Raw genomic sequence first — 21,905 nt, 5'->3', positions numbered from 1 at the left:
AGAAATGCGGTCGTTCATTCTGATTGCTCTAGCCGGCGCTGCGGCTCAGCTTGTCGACGGCGGCATTGGCATGGGCTTCGGCGTAACCTCCACGACCATGCTGCTTTTGGCTGGTCTTGGGCCGGCACAAGCCTCTGCGGTGGTGCACACGGCGGAACTCGGAACGACGCTGGTATCAGGCATTAGCCATTGGCGCTTTGGAAACGTGCATTGGCCAACGGTATTCAAGCTCGGACTGCCCGGGGCGCTCGCGGCCTTTCTGGGGGCGAGCGTGTTGTCTAATATCTCGACTGCGGCTGCGGCGCCGATAACCGCGTTAATTCTTGTAGGCATTGGAACCAACCTCGTGTGGCGTTTCGCGCGCCTGCAAAAGAAGCCTTCGGCCTATCGCAGCAAGCATTCCGCAGGATTTCTAGCAGGTCTAGGGATAGTCGGCGGATTCGTCGATGCCACGGGCGGTGGTGGATGGGGTCCGATATCCACCTCGACGATGATGGCGATTGGTAAAGAGCAGCCGCGGCGCATCGTGGGAACCGTTAATACGGCGGAATTCCTGGTGACTTTCGGTGCGACTGCCGGGTTCCTGGTGGGGTTGTGGAATGACATTGTGGCTAATTTGGCAGCGGTGATTGCGCTGCTGGTTGGCGGGGCGGTTACGGCACCGATTGCCGCTTGGTTGATTTCGCGTGTTAACCCGGTGGTGCTGGGCGGTGTTGTCGGAACTGCAATTGTGGCGCTGAACATCGGCAAGGTGATAAGCGGTGCTGAAACCTACGTCGGTTGGGCCATCGCGCCTTGGCGCGTGGTGGCTGTGCAGATCCTCGTGGCCGTAGCGGGAGTGGCCGCCACGGCGATTGGTGCTTTGCGCGCACGTGCGGCGCGCGCTGCTGAACAAGCTGCCGAGGAGGCAGAGCACGAAGCGCATGCGGCATTTCACGTTGTGGTGCCACACCGCCCGCGCGGGGGTCGCGGCTTCAAGGTGGTGGCGCAAACTGCCCCGGAGCCCAGCCGTGCCGCGGAGTACTCGCCGCTGCAGGCGAACTAAGCCAGGTGGCGGTTACTGCGCATCCTGGCTGTTTAGCCCGGCGACCTCGCCGATGACGAAGACCGCGGGCGGAGCAACCTGCTCTTTCCTGACAGTCTCCGCGAGGTCCCCGAGGACGCACTTGTAGACCCTTTCGCTGGCCATTGTGCCCTCCTGGATGATGGCCACAGGCGTCGATGTGCAACGACCGCCATTGATAAGGGCCTGGGCGATGGCTGCAGAATTCTTCACGCCCATGATGATGCTGAGCGTAGCCCCCGATTGCGCTAGCGCTTGCCAATCCACCAAAGACTTGGCGTGGCCTGGCGGCAGGTGGCCGGAAACTACTGTGAATGCATGCACGATGCCGCGTTGGGTGACGGGCACGCCTGCCAAAGCAGGAACCGAGATGGCGGAGGTAACGCCAGGGACTACTTCCACCGGAATGGACGCGGCGGTAAGTGCCTGCAGCTCCTCAAAACCGCGGCCGAAGACATACGGGTCGCCACCTTTCAAGCGGGCTACTTTCCGGCCGGCAAGCGCATGCTCGATGAGGAGCTCGTTGATCTTTTCTTGGGAGGTTTGGCGCTTATACGGCAGCTTGGAGACATCGATGAGCTCTTTGCTTGCAACGTCGCACAGCTTGTCCAGCTGCTGCACTGGACCCAGGTGATCCGCCAAGATAATCTCCGCTTCCTGCAAGGCGTGCATTCCACGTACCGTGATGAGGTCCCACGCGCCGGGGCCGCCACCAATCAAAACGACGGGGTGAATCTGCGGACTTTCTGCTGCAACCATGCTGGTTGATTCTAGTTGAGGTATTTCACCTCACGTGCAAAAAGGGATTATATACCTGGGGTTTTATTCATAATTGGCTGGGGAAGTTCTAATTAGTACTACTGCGTGTCCGAGGGCCAGACTATGCTCGGCGGCATGGATAGTGCTTACTATGATGGCGCAGCTTATGACCCAGAAACCGTGCGTTATTTCGACGTCGCTCATGAAGGAGCCCAAATCAGGGTCTTAGGCGGTGCTATCTCGCAGCTGGCCGGCCTTTTGGGCGGGGCTAAACCGCGCTGCCTGGTCATTTTGCCTACTGATCAGATAGCCCGCGCGGCTGCCTATACAGCGGTAGGGCTGGCCGAGCCAGCGCGCATTCCGTTGGTGGTGGCGGAATCACTCCCGCACTTTGTTGGTGCCTTGGATGTCGTCGTGGTGGTAGGTGAGCGTGCGGAGTGTGACTGGGCCTCCCGTGCACTTATTGCTGCGGATAAAAGGGGAGCCGCTACTGTACTGGTCGGGCCCTCGCGCGGTCCGCTCGTGGAGGACGCTCCCGAGTCCACCTTTGTGGCACCCACTTTGCCCACGGCGGAGGGAGCCTCGCCGGCTCGGTTCATCGCCGCGCTGTATGCGGTGGCTGCGGTCCTCGAAGAAGAAGGAGAGCTCGTAGCCCGCAGGTTGGAGGAAGCCGCCGACGCAGTGGACCGCGAGCTGGAGGCGCTTAGCCCAGAGCATGATTCCGCAACTAACCCCGGCCGCGAGCTGCGGGAATTTGTGGAGGGCGCGAGGGTTATTCATTCCTGCGGCGTCGACCCATATTCCTGGTCAGAGGAGCGTTCCGGAGTATTTATCAATGCCCTGGTTGCCCGCATGGCCGCCGCGGTTTGGGCTGCGCATGGTCTGGGCGGTACTTTTGTTGACCCTGAGGCGTTGCCACATATTTTGGAGCGCGCACAGCAAAGAGGTGGAACAGCGGTGCGTGACATATTCTTTGACCCGCAGATAGACGCGCCAGAAGAAGAAAATGCTTTGGTACCATTGAAAATTGTTTTGTGGGGAGAGGAAGAGGCGAACCTTCCCCATTCAATCGCTGAATCGAGCAATGATCCTGAACCCACCTTAGGGGAATTGGCGCGCGCTCTTCAGCTCATTACGCGCAGCTATGCCGCGACCGCCTACGAGATTTCTTAAAAGAAGGAAGCAATACAAATGCAGCTGCTCAATAGCGCAACCCGCAACTACTCCTGGGGCTCAAGGACCATGATTCCTGTGCTTAAAGGTGAGCCCGCGAGCGATACCCCGGTAGCCGAGCTCTGGTTCGGCGCGCATCCGGGGGACCCTTCGACCGTTGATGGCCAGCGTCTCGACGAGGTTATTGCAGCCGCTCCGGCGGAGCAGTTGGGCAAGCGCGTGCAGCAAGATTATGGCAAGCGCCTGCCTTTCTTGTTGAAGATATTGGCCGCCGCAGAGCCGCTGTCTTTGCAGGCGCACCCCTCTAAGGCGCAGGCGGAAGAGGGCTTTGCCCGCGAAAATGAGCAGGGTATCGAGGTAAGCGCCACGAACCGCAACTACAAGGATGACAACCACAAGCCGGAGCTCATAGTGGCACTCACTGAGTTCTACGCCATGGCTGGCTTTCGGCCCCTCGAGCGCACGCTGGAGCTGCTGAAGGCTTTGGAATGCCCTGAGCTCGAGCACTACCTGAACATGCTCCTGCCGGAGGCCGCTGCGGAGTCGGAAAACTTGCGCGCGCTGTTTACCACTTGGATCACTATCCCGGCTACAAAGCGTAAGGAGCTCATCGCGGCAATCGTCGAGGCTGGTGAAAAGCTGATCTCGCGCCTTGAAGCAGAACCAGCGGATTCCACGGATTCGGCTGCGGCGTGGATGGCACGCGATATGCGCACAGTCATCAGCCTGAATGAGCAATACCCAGGTGACATCGGTGTCTTGGGAGCGCTGTTGCTCAACCACGTGGTCTTGCAGCCCGGCGAGGCTGTGTACCTCAACGCCGGCGCGCTGCACGCTTATGTCTCGGGCCTTGGCGTGGAGATCATGGCGAACTCCGACAACGTCCTGCGCGGCGGCCTGACCCCGAAGTTCGTGGATGTTCCGGAATTGGTCAAGGTCCTCACTTATGAAAGCGTGGATGATCCGCGCGTGCAGCAAAAAGAGAAGAGCGTAGAAGAAACCCTGCACGGCGCAAAGGCTTGGTCCTATCCGGTGCCGATCGATGAATTCATCTTGGACCGCGTAGAGCTCTGCGCAGACGATACCGTTGAGCTGAACTTCGATGGTCCGGCTATTGCGCTGTGCACTGGTGGGGAAGTGGAGCTGCGTGACAACGAAGGCCAAGAGCTCAAGCTGCAGCCGGGGCGGGCGGCATGGCTGCCAGCAGCAGAGGAGACCGTGGTGGCGCGGGTTGCAGCGGGCGAGGCGAGCCAGCTCTTTATCGCTCGCGTATAAGGCCTGTTAGGAGACCTGTAGCGTCACCGCTAAACGGCCCCGACTTCGGGTGGCCGGCTTAACTGCCCTGTGCGGCGCTGGCTATTGCGCGGGCGATAGCCAGATCCTCCCAGGCCATTCCGGTGAACTTGAACACGATGGGGCGTTCGCGAGTTATTTCAACGTCGCCGCGAATTACCTCCGCCATAGAAACTACATCCTTGCGCTCAATAAACCCTTCGGCCTCTGCCTGAATGACATCGCCGCCTTCGATGAACGTGGCACCTAAATCTTCGACGATAACCGTGGAAGCGCCCACCAGTTCGCCGCTAAGCTCGCGTGCGTCCGGAGTGTGCGAACCCAGTGCGACGATGATGGCGTCAGCGCGGACGTCGCCAAGCGTAACGAGCGGCTCCGGGGAGCTCGTGGCCGTGATGATTAATTCGGCCGCGGCGATGGCTTTTTGCGCCTTAACGCTTTCGGCTTTCGCCCAATGCTCAGCAACGTGGTTTTCCTCCGGCTGGCTGCGGCTAACGAAGGTCACCTCAAGCTCGCGCCCATGCAGACAATCGCGCAGGGTTGCCTCATGATGCTGGCCTTGCGGGCCCGTGCCGAAGATGACAACGCGCAGCGGCTCGTTCGCCGTGGCTGAAGCGTTGCCGGGGCCTTCCAGAAAATCGACAATTGTGGCAACCGAAACCGCGGGAGTGCGCAAATTGGTCACCGCTTGACCATCGAGCAGTTGCGCTGGGGCTAGTGTTTCGGGGTCAAAGAGGACATAAATTCCCTTAATGCGTGGCAAATCAGGGCGGTAGCCCGCTTCCGTAAGCGAAAGCAACTTGATGCCGAAGCCCAACTCGGAAGACGCCGCGGGCATCATCAAGAAGCTACCGTGATCGACCGCGAGGGAGCTGCGGACAGGATCCCCACCGGGGCGGAACCCTGCCTGCACGATGGAGCGCAGGGCTTCAACTGCTTGGGTTGGGCGAAAGGAGCCGTAGATCTCTTCAGCGCTTAGGAAATCGATTTGCATGGGGTGTATTCCTTATCCGCCCAGCGGAGCAATTAGAAAGCAGCTTTATGGGGCAGTAGTTGGGGCCTCGGCGAGGTTAGTTGCCTGACCTGCGGCCGTAGTCGCGCCGGTGGTCGGCGCTTCCGTTGGGGTAGGAGATTAGCCGGTTGGATCGGAGGTATCGACGGCTTCGGTCATGTTGGTGTCCTCGACATCAACAGCAGTCGGCTCCTTAAAAGTATCTGCATAGGTCGGCTCGGAGCTTGGCTGCGGGGCATCGACGGTATCGCCACTGCCTCCAGAAACTGGCGCTGTATCGGTGGCAGGAGCTTCCGTGCCGTTCATCTTGCCTGGGGTGGCTTCGCCCGAAGGGGAAGGTTCGACGGGCTGAGCTACCGTGGGCTGGCCGGAGTCGGAATCCCCGTGCTTTGGACGGACGGTTTCAGTCAGGCTTGGCTGCGTGTTGTTTGGTGCAGAAGCTTGGCTGGTTGGCTGTTGCGCAGTTGCCTGCGTAGAAGTGGTTGGTGCAGCAGTGCCGGGGGCGCTGTTAGAAGGCTCCTGTGGGTAGCCCGTTGCGTAGGTGCCGTTGGCATTCTGTTGCGCGGTGGCGTGGGACTGGGAGGAGAGGTTCTCCGGGCGGTAAACCGACGTGGGGCCAGTGTTAGAGGTGCTGCCGGTAAAGGCGTTTGGGGCCAAGAATGGGTCATTCTTGAGTGCCGCCGCGCGTTTGTGGGAAGAGTTGCCCTTGTGGCTCTTGCTGCTGTGCTTCGAGTGGGGGCGGCTGCTCGTGGTGGTGGTTTGCGAGGTGCGCTTGCTTTGCGATTCGGTCTCGCCAACTTGGGTTACAGACTCGCTGGTGCTGTGCGACGCCTCGGTGTCAGGCGTGGAAACGCGCCAGACACCGTAGCCTACGAACAACGCGAAAAGGAGACCGAGGGCGATAAAGACATACACGCGACGTGCATCGGGCTTCATCGTGAGCTCCTTTCCTGCTCAAGCCATCTATGAGGGGTTCTACGGGGAATGGCTTAGTTTTAACCGTTACAATTATGGACTTTAAAGAAATAGCTTCCGACCAGCGGGGATGCGGGCTAGAAACCGATATGTGTAACAACTCGGTAACGACCATATCATGGAGGAGCATTTAGTGGAATAGGCATCTTACGTGTAGCCAATGTAGAAGGAAGTTTCCTTGAAAGAGTATTTCGGAAATTGGTTTAGCTAGTTCGGTTTCTGCTTCGCGGTGCGCAGCCGGAGAAACTTTGCGTCCTACACGGCAAAAGTGCCTGTCCGTCGGGACTGAATTGGCGCTTGACCTTTGTTTCCGCGCTCAGGCTAAAGCGTGATGATTCTCTCTGTGGTTTTTAACGTATAAATTGACTGTGGCAACGCACTGACAAAAGCGGCGGCAGCGGCTAGATATAGAAGTAAACATCGCGGGAAGATTTCTCCCCTTCATCAACTGTCTGCCCGCGGTGGAGGCCACCAGTAGTAGAACTTTCGCGTTATATCAAAGGAGAAGGCAATGAGCGCTTGGGACGAAGACATCTTTGCAGATGACGTCAACGTTGATTTCCTGGATGAACTCGCCAACCTTGATGACGAGGACATCGTTGAGTCTGTATCTGATGCTTGTGCCTTGGCTACGAATGGCAATTCCGTATCTGAAGAGGAACAGCGCAATGCGCTAGCGGCCGCGACCATCGCCGCAATCTGGGCCGGTGCGCCGTTTAGCGCCGGTGAAATTGTTTCTTCCTATCCGTTTATCCGTGAACTTGCCGGCTCCGGCAGCGAAGAGCTCAACGAGCAGGCTCTAGAATTGTTGGAGGGCGTGGAAGAAGATTATGACCTCGAAGCATTCATTGAGGCTTTGTCCTAATAATGCTGGTTAGCATCGAAGGAATTGACGGTGCGGGCAAGAACACGCTCGTAAACAGGATTAAAGGCGAGCTTTCTGTGGAAGTCGATGTCTTGGGCTTTCCGCGCTATGAAGAATCCGTGCACGCGCAGCTGGCCCAAGAGGCTCTCTACGGCCGGATGGGGGACTTAACGGATTCCGCCTATGCCATGGCTACCCTCTTTGCTCTTGACAGGTTTGGCGCAAAAGACCGCCTGTTGGAAGCGCAAGAGGGCAAAGAACTGCTGATTTTGGACCGTTACGTGGCCTCAAACGCCGCCTACTCGGCCGCGCGCTTGGGTACCGATGAGGTCATAGACTGGGTCTACGATCTTGAGTTTTCGCGTTTGGGGCTGCCTAAGCCCAGCCTGCAGATCTTTCTCGACACCGACGTCGAGCTCGCCGCAGCTCGTGCCGAGGCACGGGCAGCCGAGGACGCCAGCCGTGCCCGTGACCGTTATGAAAAAGACAGTGATCTACAGTCGAACACTGCGGCGGCGTATCGTCGATTAGCGGAACGTGCGTGGGGCGGACGCTGGATCGCCACCGCTGATACCGATATGATTGTGCAATCTGTCAAGGAACTCGTAGAGGAGTAGGAAAATGGCGCCGAAGATTCTGGTCGTTGACGATGATCCAGCCATCTCGGAAATGTTGACCATCGTTCTTGAGGCAGAAGGCTTCGAGCCCATCGCTGTTACTGACGGCAATGAAGCAGTTTCTGCTTTCCACGAACACGAGCCAGAGCTCATCCTGCTTGACCTCATGCTGCCGGGCATGAATGGTGTTGATATTTGCCGAGCCATCCGCTCGGAGTCTGCAGTTCCTATCGTTATGCTCACCGCGAAGACGGACACTGTCGACGTGGTGCTTGGCTTGGAGTCTGGCGCTGATGATTACATCACCAAGCCCTTCAAGCCGAAGGAGCTGGTTGCGCGTATTCGTGCGCGCCTGCGCCGCACCGACTCTTCCTCCAGCGAGCTCATCGAGGTCGGCGACCTAGTCATCGACGTCCCGGAACATACCGTCAAGCGCGTCGACGGCGAGGAGCTTTCCCTTACCCCGCTTGAATTCGACTTGCTGCTTGAGATGGCTCGCAAGCCTGGCCAGGTGCACACCCGTGAAGCGCTGCTGGAATCCGTCTGGGGCTACCGCCATGCTTCTGATACCCGTCTTGTCAATGTGCACGTGCAGCGTCTGCGCGCCAAGATCGAGCACGATCCGGAAGACCCGCAGATCGTCCTGACCGTCCGTGGCGTTGGCTATAAGACCGGCAAGACTGGCACCGGCGAATAAAGAGGACCCGCAGTTATTTTTGATTGGTTTAAGCGTCTGCAGGATGGCGTTGTAGACAAGTGGCGCACATCGCTGCAGACAAGGGTCATCGGCATGATCCTCGTGGCATCCACGGTGGTCATGCTCTTGTTGGCATACGCGCTTGTCTCGGTGCTGACGCAGCGTTTGGTCAGTCAAAAAGAAGATGCAGCCCGCCAGGAGCTCGATCGCGCGCGCACCACCGTGGAGCAGCAAATCGATGCTACTGGCAGCGCCAACTCGAACCAGGTGCGCATCAATTCCGCACGTTCTTCTCTCGGCCAGCTATCGGCTGATCACAACGAGCACCAAGAAACCTATGAAGCTGTTATCGCCGTAGAAAACGACGATAACTCTCTTACTACCTCTCCTGAGGGCTTCCGCTTGCCCAATGAATTACGGGACTTGGTGTCTAACGGCCAGGTGGCGCAGCAATACACCAGCGTGGATCACCCCGGCGGCGATCCTTATAATGCCTTGATTATTGGCACCCCTATCGATTCCGATATTCCAAACGCCCAGGTTTATCTGGTGCTGTCGATGGAGTCTGAGGAAGCCACAATGGCTCTCATGCGCGGTTTGCTTTCGGCAGCCGGCGTGGTGGTTGTCGTGTTGCTGGTCGGCATCGCTTGGCTGGCAACGCAGCAGGTCATCGTTCCCATTCGTTCCGCATCCCGCATTGCGCAACGCCTCGCGGCAGGCCACTTGCGCGAGCGAATGGTGGTCAACTCTGATGATGAGATGGGCCGTCTGGCGGGCTCTTTCAACGACATGGCCGACAAGCTTTCAAAGCAGATCAACCAGCTTGAGGAATATGGCGATCTCCAGCGCCAATTTACTTCAGACGTCTCCCATGAGCTGCGCACTCCGTTGACCACGGTACGCATGGCGGCGGACCTCATCGCTGCTGATCCGGATTCCCTTGAACCGCATACTCGCCGCGCATCTGCGCTGATGATTCGCGAGCTTGATCGCTTCGAGGAATTGCTCGCCGACCTGCTGGAAATCTCGCGCCATGATGCGGGCGTGGCTGACCTTTCCACGGCCTCATTCGACGCCCGCTCCTGTGTTGACTCTGCGCTGGCACAGGTTCAGCATCTGGCAGAGGAATTAAACGTCGACGTGCAGGTTAATATGCCGGATGAGCCCGTCACTATCGAGGCGGATTCGCGCCGCATTGAGCGTATTCTGCGTAATCTTTTGGCCAACGCTATCGACCACTCTGAGGGAAATCCCGTGGTCGTCGATATGCAGGCAAATGATCAAGCGGTGGGCATCGCGGTGACCGACTCTGGCGTGGGCCTGAAGGACGGTCAAGAAGAGCTCGTATTCAACCGTTTCTGGCGTGCAGATGCTTCGCGTAAGCGCCATTCAGGTGGTACCGGTTTGGGCTTGGCCATCGCCCGCGAGGATGCGGTCTTGCACGGCGGTACGCTCGATGCCATCGGTTATATCGGCGTCGGTTCGCGCTTCCGCCTCATCGTGCCGCGCGTGCCGAACACGGCCATCGAAGAGCAGCCGATTGCCCTTGAGGTCCCCAATGCCCCGCAGCCGGAACCGGAAACGGCAGAGGTAATGGAGCAAGAAGATGTCGGCATCATCTGGCCTTCGGAGCGCCGTGCGCGTGAGTTCGTGGAGCTGGAGTCCGCGGTGCTTGACGACGCCCCGGAACCTGGCCCTGAATCCAGCGGTGATCGCTCTGGTAGCGTCGCCGAAAGCGAGGTAGCGCACCTGGATAAGGATGTGCAAGACGACGAGAAGGAGCAGCGATGAATAGTCCCAACTCGTCTAGGACTACGCAGTGGAAAAACCAGGCGCGGCAGTGTCTAGCGCTGTTTAGTGGCTTTTTCTTGTTCTCGGCTGCCGGCTGCTCGACGCTGCCGAATAACACTGCGCCCGAAGTCATCGCCACCTTTGCACCGCAAGCCGATCCGCAAGTGGAAATCATGTCCCCGAAGCAGGGCGCGGATGCAGACTTGGTACTGCGTGAATTCTACAAAGCCTCTGGAAAGCCGGCCAATGATTATCAATCCACCCGCAACTTCCTAACACCGGACGCTCAAGAGCAATGGACGCCGAAAGAAGCCGTGGATGTGGTGGACTCTATCGACATCTTGACCACGGATAATGGCCTGGACCATAAAACCTTCGAAGTCAGTGGAAAACATATCGGTACTTTGAGCCCTAACGGTGCTTATACCCCGAGTGGACGCGATTATTCAGCCACCGTGCAAATGCAGAAGGTGGACGGGCAGTGGCGTATCCAAGATTTTCCGCCCAAGTTGGTCATTGAACGCAATGACTTGCGTAATAATTACCGGCCAATTTCGCTTTATTTCTTGGGACAGTCGGGCGAATCGCTCGTTTCGGATAGGCGCTGGATCTACACCGGCCAGCAATCCATCGACAGCGAAATTGTCACCTTGTTGCTGGAAGGCCCCAATACTGATCTGCGTCCGGCGACTACAGATCTAACGCCAACTTCGGCGACGTTCTTGGGATATGAAAACGGCACTTACAACTTCGGCGGGTTGAGCTCGATGAGCAAGGACGAGCGTTTCCGCTTTGCCGCGGCGCTGACATGGACGTTAAACAACGCCGGTGTATCTACCACCGTTAAAGCTACGGCGGATGGCAGCCCTCTCGTTGATGGCTTGGACGTGATGACCGTCGACGATTTTGCCGAATTCAACCCGGGAAATCTGGTCAGCTCTGACACCCAGCTTTTCGCCGTCAACAACGGAGCCTTGTTTGAAGTTGCAGGTGACCAGGTGGAGCCAGCCAATAGCGTTTTGGGCAGGGGCTCAGATGTCCAGTCTGCGGATATTTCCAAGGAAGGAATCGTAGCCGCAATACGTAAGAAGTCCTCCGATGAATATCAATTGAGCATGGGAGAGCTAGGCGTAAAGCTGGAGGATGACCTGAAGGCTAAGACGCTGGCGCGTCCGACCTTTGAGGCAAATGGCCAGAGCGTTTGGACTGTTGTGGATGGCAAGAAAGTTGTTCGCGTATCCCGCTCGGCGAAGGGCGAACTACATCAATCTGAAATTGATGCCTCTAGCCTGGATAGCATTCAGGGCGAGATTTCTGTTATCCGCCTCTCAGCTACCGGAGCACGCGTTGCGATGATTATTGAGGGCAACGTCTACGTCGGCGTCGTCGTGCGCGGAAAAAACCGTAAGTACTCAATCGTTAATGCGCATCGCGTGAGCCAAGAGATTCAAAATACCGCACTTTCGCTGGATTGGATGAGCGACGGCGGATTGATGGTGGGCACAGATAGCGTGAACTCCCCGGTATGGCGCATCGAACAGGATGGCTCTTCTGCAACGACTTTGGCAACGGGTAACGTGACCGCACCGGTGGTAGCAGTTGCAGCTTCTCCAACGAAGCTTTACATCACCGACTCTCACGCATTGCTGGAACTGCCAGCCGAAAGCACCGACAACACTTTCTGGCGCGAGGTTGCCGGCCTGCAGGGGCAGCGTTCTTCACCTATCGTTGCCAAGTAAAAGCGCCTTATACAAGTTAGGTGGCACCAGTGGGTAAGCAATGGGATTCGCGCGTTTTGGCACAGCGTGCGGCGGCCTTGTTCGAAATAGTTGTTCCGCATCAGTGTGCCGGATGCGGGGGAGAGCTAGAGGCTGCAGCACAGCTATGTGCGCGTTGCCAGCTGCATTTGCGGGCGCTGCCGCAACAGATTGCTAGGCCAGTCCCATTGGGGATGCCGGTATGGGCGCTCGGGCCCTATTCGGACGTGCGGCGAAACCTCATCGTGGCCATGAAGGAGCGGGGCAACCGCAAAGTGCGCAGCCATGTGGCAGCAGTATATGCCGCAGGCATTGAGCATTTGCGGGCGCGCGGCGAGATTCCGGAGGAATTAGTGCTGGTGCCAGCCCCTACGCGGCGTTCTTCGGCGCGGGCACGCGGTGGCGACCCGGTAGCGCAGATTTGCGTGCAGGTGGCCAAGACCTTGCCGCGGGTAAGCGTATGCGAGGCATTGGAAGTCCGGGAGTCAGCGGCTGATCAATCCGAGCTTTCTGCAACTCAACGCTGGGACAATATGCGCGCAGCGGTGCAGGTCAGGCCTGCTGCAAGCCGGATCGTAGGACGACGATTGCTGCTTGTCGACGACGTGGTAACCACCGGCGCAACTTTGGTGGCCAGCGCCAGCCGTCTGCGGGGCAGCGGGGGAGTCCCTGATGGGGCAATCGTACTGGCAGAAGCTTAGATTCGGTTGGTTGCAGGGGTAATTCCGGCCCTATTGGTCCCCTTGGTTATGACCAGTGCTACCATGAAGAGTGTCACAGGGAAGCAGATAAAGTGTCCCAAACCATCCGGTTTCTATTTTGGAAAGTCGCATCGGAAAGGGCCTTTCACCTGCGGAATGTGCAGTCATTCAGTCCCCACGAGATAAGGGAGGCAATTCAATGTCCCAGCCCACCAACGCTCAGGTCACCATCACCGGTCGTAACGTCGAGGTGCCAGACCACTTCCAAGAGCGCGTCACCGAAAAGCTGGCCAAGATTGAACGCCTTGACCCGACTCTGACTTTCTTCCACGTGGAGCTCCAGCACGAGCCGAACCCGCGTCGTGAAGCAGAGTCTGATCGCATCCAGATCACCGCAACGGGTAAGGGCCACATCGCTCGCGCTGAAGCAAAGGAAGATTCCTTCTACGCAGCGTTGGAAACCGCTTTGGCAAAGATGGAGCGTTCCCTGCGTAAGGTCAAGGTCCGCCGTGAGAACGTGAAGTCCGGTCACCGCGCGCAGAAGGGTACCGGCGAGCTGGCTGCTGAGATCGTTGCTGCTGCAGAGCACGAGCGCGCGAAGGAAGAGCGCTACATCGATCCCTATGCAGAAACCGTCGAGGACGTTCGCCCCGGCCAGATCGTCCGCTCCAAGGAGCACCCGGCTACCCCGATGAGCGTCGATGATGCTTTGAGCGAGATGGAGCTCGTGGGCCACGACTTCTATCTCTTCATTAACGAAGAAAACAACAAGCCATCTGTGGTCTACCGTCGTCATGCTTTCGACTACGGCATCATCTCCCTGTCGGAGGACGCAACTGAGGAGTAAACCCAACTCTTTTTAAGATTTAGCCCTTCCGCCGCGTTCGCTTAAGTCCCTGATTGTCGGGGCCTATGCACCGCGGAGGAGGGGCTAAAGTTTTGCTGACGCACCGCAAACGTTCAGGGTTTCATAAGGTGGTCGGAATCAAGCGTTAACTACCCAGTGGGTACAATGACGAGAAGTTAACTATTTTGTCGCGACAAGAAGGACTATCTAGAAGTGTTTGGACTCTCCAAGCTGCTGCGCGCAGGCGAAGGACGCACCGTCAAGCGCCTAGCAAAGATGGCTGATGACGTTATTGCTCTCGATGCGGAGTACGCTGCGCTATCTGATGCAGAACTAAAGGCAAAGACCCAGGAATTCAAGGACCGCCTGGGGGCCGGCGAAGAGATGAATGACATTCTTCTCGAGGCTTTTGCCACCGTCCGTGAAGCCGCTTGGCGCGTGCTCGATCAGAAGCACTACAAGGTGCAGATCATGGGTGGCGCGGCGCTGCACTTCGGCAACGTTGCCGAGATGCGCACCGGTGAGGGCAAGACCCTGACCTCGCTGCTGCCGGCTTACCTCAATGCGCTTGAGGGCAAGGGCGTGCACATCGTTACCGTCAACGATTACTTGGCAAAGCGTGACGCCGAGATGATGGGTCGTGTGCACCGCTGGCTGGGCCTTAGCGTTGGCGTCATTCTTTCCGAGATGCGCCCTGCACAGCGCAAGGAAGCCTACGGCTGCGATATCACCTACGGCACCAACAACGAGCTGGGCTTTGACTATTTGCGCGATAACATGGTCCGCACGCTTGACGACGTCGTCCAGCGCGGCCATAACTTCTGCATCGTCGATGAGGTTGACTCCATTCTTATCGACGAAGCCCGTACCCCGCTTATCATCTCCGGCCCAGTGGACGGATCCTCCCAGTTCTACAACGTTTTCTCCCAGATTGCGCCGAAGATGCGCGAGGGTATCCACTACGAGGTAGACCACAAGAAGCGCACCATCGGCGTGCTTGAGGATGGCGTGGAATTCGTGGAAGACCAGCTGGGCATCGACAACCTCTATGCCCCAGAGCACTCGCAGCTCGTGTCTTACCTGAACAACGCGCTGAAGGCGAAGGAACTGTTTGCGCGCGATAAGGACTACATCGTGCGTAACGGTGAGGTCATGATCGTTGACTCTTTCACCGGCCGCGTGCTGGCAGGCCGTCGCTACAACGAGGGCATGCACCAGGCCATTGAGGCCAAGGAAAACGTGGAGATCAAGAACGAGAACCAGACTCTGGCGACCGTTACTCTGCAGAACTACTTCCGCCTGTACGAGAAGATTTCCGGCATGACCGGTACCGCAGAGACCGAGGCTGCCGAGCTGCATTCCATTTATGGTCTCGATGTTGTGCCGATTCCGACGAACAAGCCGAACCAGCGTGTTGACCAGGCTGACCGCATCTACAAGACGCAGGAAGCAAAGTTCGCCGCAGTCGTCGATGACATTGCTGAGCACGTCGAGGCCGGCCAGCCGGTCCTGGTTGGTACCACCTCCGTTGAGCGCTCCGAGTACCTGTCCCAGCTTTTGACCAAGCGTGGCGTCAAGCACTCCGTCCTGAACGCGAAGCACCACGAGGAAGAGGGCCAGATTGTCGCCCGCGCCGGTCGCCCTGGCACCGTAACCGTTGCTACCAACATGGCAGGCCGTGGTACCGATATCGTGCTGGGTGGCAACCCCGAGGTCATCCTGGACGAGAAACTGCGTGAGCGCGGCCTCGATCCTTTCGAGGATGAAGAGCGTTACCAGGAGGCATGGGACGCTGAGATTGACGAGGAGCGTGAGCGTTCCAAGCGCCTGGGTGACGAGGTCCGTGAAGCAGGAGGCCTTTATGTCCTGGGCACCGAGCGCCACGAATCTCGCCGTATCGACAATCAGCTGCGTGGCCGTTCCGGCCGTCAGGGCGATCCAGGTGAGACCCGCTTCTACCTTTCGATGCGTGATGAGCTGATGGTTCGCTTCGTGGGTCAGTCCATGGAGAACATGATGAACCGCCTGAACGTGCCTGACGATGTCCCGATCGAGGCGAAGATGGTGTCCAACTCCATCAAGGGCGCCCAGGCACAGGTGGAGAATCAGAACTTCGAAATGCGTAAAAACGTTCTGAAGTATGACGAAGTGCTCAACGAGCAGCGCAAGGTTGTCTACGCTACCCGCCACGACATCTTGGACTCTGGTGACATCAAGGACAACATCCGCGACATGATCGATGACACCGTGTCGGCTTATGTTGCCGGCGCTACTGCCACCGGCTACGTCGAGGACTGGGACTTGGACGAGCTGTGGAATGCTTTGGAGTCTCTCTATGGCCCGACTATGAGCCACGAGTCCTTGGTGGAGGGCACCGAGTACGGTTCTGTCGGCGAGCTAAGTGCAGAGCAGCTGCGCGATGCATTGCTAAGCGATGCTAACCACGAGTACGACGAACTCGAAGAGTCCGTTAGCGCTATCGGCGGCGAGTCCCAGATGCGCAACACCGAACGCATGGTCATCCTGCCTATCATCGACCAGAAGTGGCGTGAACACCTCTACGAGATGGACTACCTGAAGGAAGGCATCGGCTTGCGTGCGATGGCACAGCGCGATCCGCTGGTGGAGTACCAGAAGGAAGGCGGCGAGATGTTCAACGCCATGAACGAGGGCGTCAAGGAAGAGACCGTCCGCCAGCTGTTCATGCTCCGCAAGCAGTTCAAGGCGCAGCAGGAAGCCCAGGCAGCTTCCCCTGAAACCACCGAGGCTTAGCGGATATAAGCTCATTTGAAGCGTCTGGCCAAGAAATTGGTCAGGCGCTTTAAGTTTTATGCCAGTTTCCTATACTCTAGAAGGAAGCCAACAATAGATTTTCTTTTTCTAAGAAGGGTAACTCCGTGCGCAGTCGTTCACTCAGCCTGGGATTTTCGGCATTTTTGTCTGCCACGCTCCTGAGCGGAACCGCGCAAGCCTACGGCGAGGTTGAACAGGAACCGCGTTCCTGCCATGAGGCTGTTGTCGCTGCAGGCATGGAAGATTACTTTTCTGCTGCCGAAACCGAGAACCTCACGGTCGCAGAATGCGTAGAACGCATTGCAGATGGAAAACCCAGTAAGACCCCCGAAGAGCGCCCTGCCTTCGGCCAGATTGGCATGCTCTTTGGCGGCATCGCCTCTGTGATTGGCCTCGGCGTCGGCGCATGGACCTCGGTGGATTGGACCGACATCCTGCTGCGCCTGGGGTCGCTTTAATATTTGGCCCTAAGTACTTGGTGCGAGCCCTGCCCCTTGAGCCTAGATATTCAGGTTGTGGCCAAGGGAGAGCAAGCGGAACTCTTCTAGCCGATTGTGCTTGAAGGACCCGGTAAAACCATGGCGTTTGCCGCCAATATCGGCCGAGCCAAAGAACTCACCGTTAGCGCGGGCGTGCAGGCTTCGCAGCTGTGCGCGCAGCGGCCTATCGTGGGGCCGATGATTAAGCGCCCAAGCGCGCAAATGCACTTTGATATCGCGGTTGTACTTGTTGCCCGCTAGATGATGCAGTGGGCGCAGCCCGCCCGTAACCTCCAGTGCGAAGACGACAAGGTCGAGGATTTCCTTGCGGGCGGAAAGGTCTTCTTCCGTGGGCTTTCTCTCATAGCGCACTCGATCGGGCGCGGTATAGAGCTTGAGGTGGCTAAAACCAGGGATAGGTGAATACAACTTAAGTGAGCCTTCCTGCAGGTCATACAGGAGGCGAACGCACCCACCATTGTGCCACGTGGCGTCGGAAAGCGCTGGCTCCTGTGAGAATGCTGAAAGGGGTGGGCGCGATATTTTTTATTTTTAGATATACTTTCGTCCGTTAAAAGCACACCCGCTCTTTTAGTATTAAGGAAGTTTAAATGCGCGGTCTTATCGTAGATTTCGTTGGTGTCTTGGACGGCACCGAGGAAGACGTCAAGCGCTGGCGTTCCCTGTTCGCTGCAGCCAAGGCTAACGGCGTAGCGACCGCCATCCTGTCTAATGATCCAGGTGGCCCAGGCGCAGAGCATATCCGCGAGTGGGAATACCGCGGCATCGTTGATGCGGTCATCCTTTCCGGCGAAATTGGGGCAGAAAAGCCTGAGCTGGCTGCCTTCCAGGCTGCGGCGGATGCCATCGAGCTGCCGATCAATGACTGCGTCATGGTCGATGACTCTATTCTCAACGTGCGTGCTGCCGTTGATTTCGGAATGCTCGGCATGCTGTATACCGTCTTCGACCGCACCAGCGTCGAGGTCCAGGCTGTATTCGACATCGAGGGTGAGTTCTAAGTGGCTAAGGCGCGCGTTTATCTGCCGGCGACCTTCGCTATGCTCAGCGAGCTTAAGGAGACCGGCCAGTTGGCCGCACGCTCCGGCTGGGGCTTTACCGTGACCCCTGCGCTGCGCGAGTTCTACACCGAGGGGGATGAAGAAGAGATTGCCTACTCCGCATTCTTGGAGGCTTCGATGGCATCCCTTCGCCTGCTCGCCATTGGCGACGAGGAGAATTTCCCGCATCGTCGCGTAGTTATTTCGGTGGACGTTGACGAGTCTGTGTTAACTCCCCAGCCTGACATGGGTGATCCGGTAGTCAAGCTGAATCCTGCAGTCATTACGGAGGAAAACCTGCAGGCTATCCACGTGGACGTGGAAGAGTCTGAGGAAGCTACCGCGAAGGCCATCGAGGTCATCGATAACGCCGATCTTGGTGACGAAGACGCGGAGCTGGCCGTAGGAGACGCCCTGGATAACTTTATGGCGTTCTACGACCCATCTGAGCTGCCCTTCTTGGTGGAGCTGCTCTAATTTTCCCAATCGACGTTGGTGCGCAGCGCTTCGAGCAGCTTGCGCACCGCGTCACGACGGCGGGCGGAGGCTGAGCCTTCGGGAATTTTCAGATCCAGCCCGCATTCTGGATCGGCTGGGGGGCCGACGTGCGTGCAGCCGCGCGGGCAATATTCTGTTGCCGCGGCTAGATCTTCAAAGACACCGAGGACTGTATCGGCGTCGACATGCGCTAGGCCAAAGGAACGGATGCCTGGGGTATCGATAATCCAGCCGCCGTCTGCACAAAGCTCTTCTGGCAGCGGAAGAGCGACGGATTGCGTGGAGGTATGGCGTCCCTTGCCCACGGCGGAGACCTCACCGGTCTCGCGCTTAGCGTCGGGAACCAAGCGATTAACGAGCGTGGATTTACCCACGCCGGAGTGCCCGATGAGGGCTGTGACGTGGCCATTTATCACATCACGCACTTGGTCCAAGGAATCATCGACGCCTGCTTCGACTACGGTGACGTCAAGATCTGCGAATTCGGCAGCAAAAGGTGTGGGGTCGGTGAGATCGGTCTTGGTCAGACAGAGCACTGGGTGCACGTTGCCGACGAAGGCGGCGATGAGTGCGCGCTCTACAAAGCCGGAGCGTGGGGGAGGATCCGCCACTGCCGTGACGATGAGCATGCGGTCGGCGTTGGCGACGACGATGCGCTCATAAGGATCCGTATCGTCGGCAGTGCGGCGCAAAACAGAAGTGCGCTCCGCAAGCTTGACGATGCGTGCGAGGGTGTCCTTGCGCCCACTGGTATCACCGACGACGCCGACTCGGTCACCGACCTCGACCGGGGTGCGGCCCATCTCGCGTGCACGCATGGCGACGACCTGAGGCCCCTCGTCGAGCGCCACGCCCCAGCGGCCGCGGTCTTTGGTCACCACCATGCCGAACTTGGCGTCCTTGTGCTTGGGGCGATCCTTGGTACGCGGACGCGAGCCCTTACCGGGGCGGATACGTACGTCGGATTCGTCGTATGAGCGTGCACTTCTAGCCACGGGCGGCCTCCAGCATCTCTTCCCACATTCCCGCAAAGCCAGGAAGTGTTTTCGCAGTGGTGTTGATGTCTTCTACTTCCACGCCTTTAACGCGCAGCCCGATGATGGCGCCGGCGGTTGCCATGCGGTGGTCCGCGTAGGAATTCCACTTCCCGCCGTGGAGCTGCGCTGGTTCGATATAGAGGCCGTCGGAAAGCTCCGTGACCTTGCCACCTAGGGCGTTGATTTCGGTTGCGAGCGCTGTCAGACGGTCTGTTTCGTGGCCGCGCAGGTGAGCGATTCCGTTAAGACGCGAGGGCGAGGAAGCAAGCGCACACAGGGCAGCGACGGTAGGCGTGAGCTCGCCGATATCGCCCATGTGCTTTTCGATGCCATGCAGATTGCCGTCCGCGGCACCGATGACGGTGACGGAATCTTCTGTTTGTTCCACGTGGGCGCCCATGGCTTGCAGGATCTCGCACATCTCAGCGCCCGGCTGGGTCGTGTGCTGTGGCCACTGCGGGATGGTTACGCGGCCGCCAGCAACCGCCGCTGCGGCCATGAACGGAGTGGCGTTGGAGAGATCAGGCTCGATGTTCCATTCCCCGCCGGCGATGGGGCCGGGGCTAACGCGCCAGGTATTTTTACTTTCTTCGACTTCGACACCGGCTTGGCGCAGCATCGCACAGGTCATCTCGATATGCGGCAGGGAAGGAAGCGGGCCGCCTTCGTGAGTGACGGTGATGCCTTCCCCAAAGCGCGCGCCCGAAAGCAAGAGTCCGGAGACGAACTGGGAGGAACCGGAGGCGTCGATAGTCACTGCGCCGCCTACTGGAACTGACGTGGACGAGATAGCAAAGGGCAGGCCCTCGCCCTCGACCTCAACGCCAAGGCTGCGCAGTGCGGAAAGCATCGTGCCCATTGGGCGCTTGCGTGCTTGCGGGTCACCGTCGATGCGGACAGGGCCATTGGCTAGTGCTGCAACGGGTGGGACAAAGCGCATGACCGTTCCTGCGAGACCGCACTCGATGGTGGCGCCGTGCAGCGGGCCCGGCTTGACGTGGACGTCGTTGCCTTCGTGGCGGAAGGCAACGCCCATGGACTCAAGCGCTGCCTCCATAAGACGCGTATCGCGTGACTGCAACGGATTGCGCAGGATAGATGGAGAGTCAGCCAACGCTGCCAGAATATAGGCGCGGTTAGTGATCGACTTCGACCCCGGAATGGATTGTTCCCAATCCAGTGGGCCGGTGGCACGCGGGGCTGACCAATACAAAGACATGTAGTCCATAATATAAGTTCATGTGCGGAAGATTTGTTTTGTTCAGCGAGTCTTTACTCGCCGCGGTTGGCAACTGGCCAGGTATTGAAGAGGTCCACGCCCCACAAGGGCTGCCGCCGGCGCGTTATAACATCGCCCCGACGCAGCCGATTGCCGTGGTGCGCGTACAGGAATCCGTAGCGCGTGTGGAGCCAGCACGCTGGGGTCTTATCCCGCATTGGAAGAAGGACCTAAACGGTCCGCCGCTTTTTAATGCGCGTGCCGAAACCGTGGCGAATAAGCCTTCGTTCCGCGAGGCTTTCGCACGCAATCGCTGCGTCATTCCGTTGGACGGCTACTACGAATGGAAAGCTGACGTACCAAGCCCTGGCGGTGGAACCAAGATCAACGGCAAAAAGACGCCCTATTACGTCACCGGCCCAGAGGGCATGCTCTTTGCTGCCGGGCTATGGTCCACCGGGCAGGACAGGCTTTCAGCCACGATGATTACCACCGAAGCCACCGAAGAAATGGCGTGGCTGCACGGCCGCCTGCCTAAGTTCCTGCGGCAAGAGGAAATCGGGCCATGGCTGGCAGGCGAGCCTTTGCTCGAGCCAAGCACCGTCACCGGTTTTCAGGCGCGGCCCGCAGATCCAGCCGTGGGCAACGTGCGTAACGACTATGCCGAGCTTATTGCAGAACAATCCCCGGAAGGGCTGTTCTAGAACGATTGCTGCGCCAACTACTGCGCTACCAGGTCGGTGAAAGTGAAATCGAGAACCGTGGCTAAGTCCTCCGCATTCATTTCGATGTCGAGGCCACGGCGCCCGCCGGAGAAAAAGATGGTGTCGAAGAGGACAGCCGTTTCATCAATTGCGGTGGGAAGAACGTGCTTTTGGCCTAGCGGAGAGATTCCGCCTGGAATATAGCCGGAGGATTTCGAGGCATCTTGTGGATCGGCCATCGTCGCCTTCGCCGCACCGAATGCCGCGGCCGCCTTCTTTAGGCTGAGCTTGTGTGAGACTGGCAGCACGCACACCGCTAATTCCCGCTTGGCGCCTTTGCCCGCGGTGAGATCGACCACCAGAGTCTTGAATATGCGATCAGCATCGATGCCTAGTTCCGCTGCGGCAGTGTCGCCGAAATGATCCGTACCGCCCTCGAAGATTGCCACCTCATGTGGGATGCCCGCTTCTTCCAAGATCTTTAAAGCTGGGGTAGCGGCATGCGGAGTTTTCTTGGACTTGGACATAAGCTGCCGTTTCGGCGTAGTTGGTAGGGGCAATCCG

Annotated in this window: 22 protein-coding genes; 15 read left to right on the top strand and 7 right to left on the bottom strand. The window is 58.3% G+C overall.

What is annotated here, in order from left to right; genetic code table 11:
• Window positions 1–4: 4 nt before the first annotated feature.
• Complete coding sequence (locus HMPREF3158_RS03830; protein WP_062035680.1) at window positions 5–1,045, top strand: sulfite exporter TauE/SafE family protein; 1,041 nt, start codon at window positions 5–7, stop codon at window positions 1,043–1,045.
• Window positions 1,046–1,057: 12 nt separating this feature from the next.
• Here the strand turns inward: HMPREF3158_RS03830 and cobA are convergent, their stop codons facing one another.
• Window positions 1,058–1,822: a uroporphyrinogen-III C-methyltransferase gene (cobA, locus tag HMPREF3158_RS03825; RefSeq protein WP_062035679.1), complete on the bottom strand. Its 765-nt coding sequence runs from the start codon at window positions 1,820–1,822 to the stop codon at window positions 1,058–1,060.
• A gap of 135 nt (window positions 1,823–1,957) precedes the next feature.
• Here cobA and HMPREF3158_RS03820 point away from each other — a divergent pair, with 135 nt between their 5' ends.
• Both HMPREF3158_RS03820 and manA read left to right on the top strand, forming a co-directional pair.
• Window positions 1,958–2,995, top strand: coding sequence for a hypothetical protein (locus tag HMPREF3158_RS03820; protein WP_062039099.1), 1,038 nt, complete (start codon window positions 1,958–1,960; stop codon window positions 2,993–2,995).
• 18 nt (window positions 2,996–3,013) lie between these two features.
• On the top strand, window positions 3,014–4,270 hold the full coding sequence (gene manA, locus HMPREF3158_RS03815; protein ID WP_062035678.1) for a mannose-6-phosphate isomerase, class I: 1,257 nt from the start codon (window positions 3,014–3,016) through the stop codon (window positions 4,268–4,270).
• A 58-nt stretch (window positions 4,271–4,328) separates the two neighbouring features.
• Here manA and HMPREF3158_RS03810 read toward each other — a convergent pair whose 3' ends face one another.
• Complete coding sequence (locus HMPREF3158_RS03810; RefSeq protein ID WP_070497375.1) at window positions 4,329–5,282, bottom strand: ornithine cyclodeaminase family protein; 954 nt, start codon at window positions 5,280–5,282, stop codon at window positions 4,329–4,331.
• A gap of 138 nt (window positions 5,283–5,420) precedes the next feature.
• Window positions 5,421–6,236, bottom strand: coding sequence for a hypothetical protein (locus HMPREF3158_RS03805; RefSeq protein WP_062035676.1), 816 nt, complete (start codon window positions 6,234–6,236; stop codon window positions 5,421–5,423).
• Window positions 6,237–6,786: 550 nt separating this feature from the next.
• On the opposite strand from HMPREF3158_RS03805, the gene HMPREF3158_RS03800 reads away from it, so the two are divergent.
• The 9 genes from HMPREF3158_RS03800 to HMPREF3158_RS03760 all read left to right on the top strand — a co-directional run bounded on the left by HMPREF3158_RS03800 (window position 6,787) and on the right by HMPREF3158_RS03760 (window position 16,801).
• Window positions 6,787–7,140: a DUF4259 domain-containing protein gene (locus tag HMPREF3158_RS03800; RefSeq protein WP_062035675.1), complete on the top strand. Its 354-nt coding sequence runs from the start codon at window positions 6,787–6,789 to the stop codon at window positions 7,138–7,140.
• Between the two features lie 2 nt (window positions 7,141–7,142).
• Complete coding sequence (locus tag HMPREF3158_RS03795; RefSeq protein ID WP_062035674.1) at window positions 7,143–7,757, top strand: dTMP kinase; 615 nt, start codon at window positions 7,143–7,145, stop codon at window positions 7,755–7,757.
• 4 nt (window positions 7,758–7,761) lie between these two features.
• Window positions 7,762–8,454, top strand: a complete 693-nt coding sequence (gene mtrA, locus HMPREF3158_RS03790; protein ID WP_062035673.1) for an MtrAB system response regulator MtrA — start codon at window positions 7,762–7,764, stop codon at window positions 8,452–8,454.
• A gap of 93 nt (window positions 8,455–8,547) precedes the next feature.
• On the top strand, window positions 8,548–10,245 hold the full coding sequence (gene mtrB, locus HMPREF3158_RS03785; protein WP_062035672.1) for an MtrAB system histidine kinase MtrB: 1,698 nt from the start codon (window positions 8,548–8,550) through the stop codon (window positions 10,243–10,245).
• On the top strand, window positions 10,242–11,984 hold the full coding sequence (locus HMPREF3158_RS03780) for an LpqB family beta-propeller domain-containing protein (RefSeq protein WP_062035671.1): 1,743 nt from the start codon (window positions 10,242–10,244) through the stop codon (window positions 11,982–11,984). The genes mtrB and HMPREF3158_RS03780 overlap by 4 nt, the downstream gene beginning before the upstream one ends.
• 29 nt (window positions 11,985–12,013) lie before the next feature.
• On the top strand, window positions 12,014–12,703 hold the full coding sequence (locus HMPREF3158_RS03775) for a ComF family protein (protein WP_235591305.1): 690 nt from the start codon (window positions 12,014–12,016) through the stop codon (window positions 12,701–12,703).
• A gap of 199 nt (window positions 12,704–12,902) precedes the next feature.
• Window positions 12,903–13,550 (top strand): ribosome hibernation-promoting factor, HPF/YfiA family, encoded by a 648-nt coding sequence (gene hpf, locus HMPREF3158_RS03770; protein ID WP_062035670.1) that lies wholly within the window; start codon window positions 12,903–12,905, stop codon window positions 13,548–13,550.
• A 213-nt stretch (window positions 13,551–13,763) separates the two neighbouring features.
• Window positions 13,764–16,322 carry a preprotein translocase subunit SecA gene (gene secA / locus HMPREF3158_RS03765; protein ID WP_070432424.1) on the top strand — a complete coding sequence of 853 codons (2,559 nt, stop codon included), beginning with the start codon at window positions 13,764–13,766 and terminating at the stop codon, window positions 16,320–16,322.
• A gap of 125 nt (window positions 16,323–16,447) precedes the next feature.
• Window positions 16,448–16,801, top strand: a complete 354-nt coding sequence (locus HMPREF3158_RS03760) for a hypothetical protein (RefSeq protein ID WP_070432425.1) — start codon at window positions 16,448–16,450, stop codon at window positions 16,799–16,801.
• Window positions 16,802–16,843: 42 nt separating this feature from the next.
• Here the strand turns inward: HMPREF3158_RS03760 and HMPREF3158_RS03755 are convergent, their stop codons facing one another.
• Window positions 16,844–17,251: a hypothetical protein gene (locus tag HMPREF3158_RS03755; protein WP_070455495.1), complete on the bottom strand. Its 408-nt coding sequence runs from the start codon at window positions 17,249–17,251 to the stop codon at window positions 16,844–16,846.
• A 182-nt stretch (window positions 17,252–17,433) separates the two neighbouring features.
• On the opposite strand from HMPREF3158_RS03755, the gene HMPREF3158_RS03750 reads away from it, so the two are divergent.
• Entirely contained in the window at window positions 17,434–17,844 is a 411-nt protein-coding gene (locus HMPREF3158_RS03750) for an HAD-IA family hydrolase (RefSeq protein ID WP_061921014.1), read from the top strand.
• Window positions 17,845–18,360, top strand: a complete 516-nt coding sequence (locus HMPREF3158_RS03745) for a DUF6912 family protein (protein WP_070432427.1) — start codon at window positions 17,845–17,847, stop codon at window positions 18,358–18,360.
• Here the strand turns inward: HMPREF3158_RS03745 and rsgA are convergent.
• Together rsgA and aroA are read right to left on the bottom strand one after the other, a co-directional pair.
• The gene (rsgA, locus tag HMPREF3158_RS03740; protein ID WP_062035668.1) at window positions 18,357–19,376 is read right to left on the bottom strand and encodes a ribosome small subunit-dependent GTPase A; all 1,020 of its coding nucleotides are present in this window, start codon (window positions 19,374–19,376) and stop codon (window positions 18,357–18,359) included. The genes HMPREF3158_RS03745 and rsgA overlap by 4 nt on opposite strands.
• The gene (gene aroA / locus HMPREF3158_RS03735; protein WP_246816171.1) at window positions 19,369–20,637 is read right to left on the bottom strand and encodes a 3-phosphoshikimate 1-carboxyvinyltransferase; all 1,269 of its coding nucleotides are present in this window, start codon (window positions 20,635–20,637) and stop codon (window positions 19,369–19,371) included. Before aroA ends, rsgA begins: the two co-directional genes overlap by 8 nt.
• Window positions 20,638–20,657: 20 nt before the next feature.
• On the opposite strand from aroA, the gene HMPREF3158_RS03730 reads away from it, so the two are divergent.
• Complete coding sequence (locus HMPREF3158_RS03730; protein WP_070497371.1) at window positions 20,658–21,341, top strand: SOS response-associated peptidase; 684 nt, start codon at window positions 20,658–20,660, stop codon at window positions 21,339–21,341.
• 17 nt (window positions 21,342–21,358) lie between these two features.
• Here HMPREF3158_RS03730 and ybaK read toward each other — a convergent pair whose 3' ends face one another.
• A complete protein-coding gene (gene ybaK / locus HMPREF3158_RS03725) occupies window positions 21,359–21,868 on the bottom strand; it encodes a Cys-tRNA(Pro) deacylase (protein ID WP_070497369.1) in 510 nt (169 codons plus the stop codon).
• Between the last annotated feature and the right edge of the window lie 37 nt (window positions 21,869–21,905).

The organism is Corynebacterium sp. HMSC06G04, from assembly GCF_001807365.1.
GTDB lineage: Bacteria > Actinomycetota > Actinomycetes > Mycobacteriales > Mycobacteriaceae > Corynebacterium > Corynebacterium simulans.
The sequence above is the reverse complement of the archived record's forward strand: the minus strand, read 5'-3'. Positions and strand labels throughout refer to the sequence as shown.

Bases quoted from the DNA above. Each gene is read 5' to 3' on its own strand.
- HMPREF3158_RS03820 (WP_062039099.1), top strand. From the start codon at position 1,958: ATGGATAGTGCTTACTATGATGGCGCAGCTTATGACCCAGAAACCGTG.
- HMPREF3158_RS03805 (WP_062035676.1), bottom strand. From the start codon at position 6,236: ATGAAGCCCGATGCACGTCGCGTGTATGTCTTTATCGCCCTCGGTCTC.
- HMPREF3158_RS03810 (WP_070497375.1), bottom strand. From the start codon at position 5,282: ATGCAAATCGATTTCCTAAGCGCTGAAGAGATCTACGGCTCCTTTCGC.
- mtrA (WP_062035673.1), top strand. From the start codon at position 7,762: ATGGCGCCGAAGATTCTGGTCGTTGACGATGATCCAGCCATCTCGGAA.
- HMPREF3158_RS03780 (WP_062035671.1), top strand. From the start codon at position 10,242: ATGAATAGTCCCAACTCGTCTAGGACTACGCAGTGGAAAAACCAGGCG.
- mtrB (WP_062035672.1), top strand. From the start codon at position 8,548: ATGATCCTCGTGGCATCCACGGTGGTCATGCTCTTGTTGGCATACGCG.
- HMPREF3158_RS03730 (WP_070497371.1), top strand. From the start codon at position 20,658: ATGTGCGGAAGATTTGTTTTGTTCAGCGAGTCTTTACTCGCCGCGGTT.
- hpf (WP_062035670.1), top strand. From the start codon at position 12,903: ATGTCCCAGCCCACCAACGCTCAGGTCACCATCACCGGTCGTAACGTC.
- HMPREF3158_RS03750 (WP_061921014.1), top strand. From the start codon at position 17,434: ATGCGCGGTCTTATCGTAGATTTCGTTGGTGTCTTGGACGGCACCGAG.
- manA (WP_062035678.1), top strand. From the start codon at position 3,014: ATGCAGCTGCTCAATAGCGCAACCCGCAACTACTCCTGGGGCTCAAGG.
- aroA (WP_246816171.1), bottom strand. From the start codon at position 20,637: ATGTCTTTGTATTGGTCAGCCCCGCGTGCCACCGGCCCACTGGATTGG.
- ybaK (WP_070497369.1), bottom strand. From the start codon at position 21,868: ATGTCCAAGTCCAAGAAAACTCCGCATGCCGCTACCCCAGCTTTAAAG.
- HMPREF3158_RS03795 (WP_062035674.1), top strand. From the start codon at position 7,143: ATGCTGGTTAGCATCGAAGGAATTGACGGTGCGGGCAAGAACACGCTC.
- cobA (WP_062035679.1), bottom strand. From the start codon at position 1,822: ATGGTTGCAGCAGAAAGTCCGCAGATTCACCCCGTCGTTTTGATTGGT.
- HMPREF3158_RS03830 (WP_062035680.1), top strand. From the start codon at position 5: ATGCGGTCGTTCATTCTGATTGCTCTAGCCGGCGCTGCGGCTCAGCTT.
- HMPREF3158_RS03800 (WP_062035675.1), top strand. From the start codon at position 6,787: ATGAGCGCTTGGGACGAAGACATCTTTGCAGATGACGTCAACGTTGAT.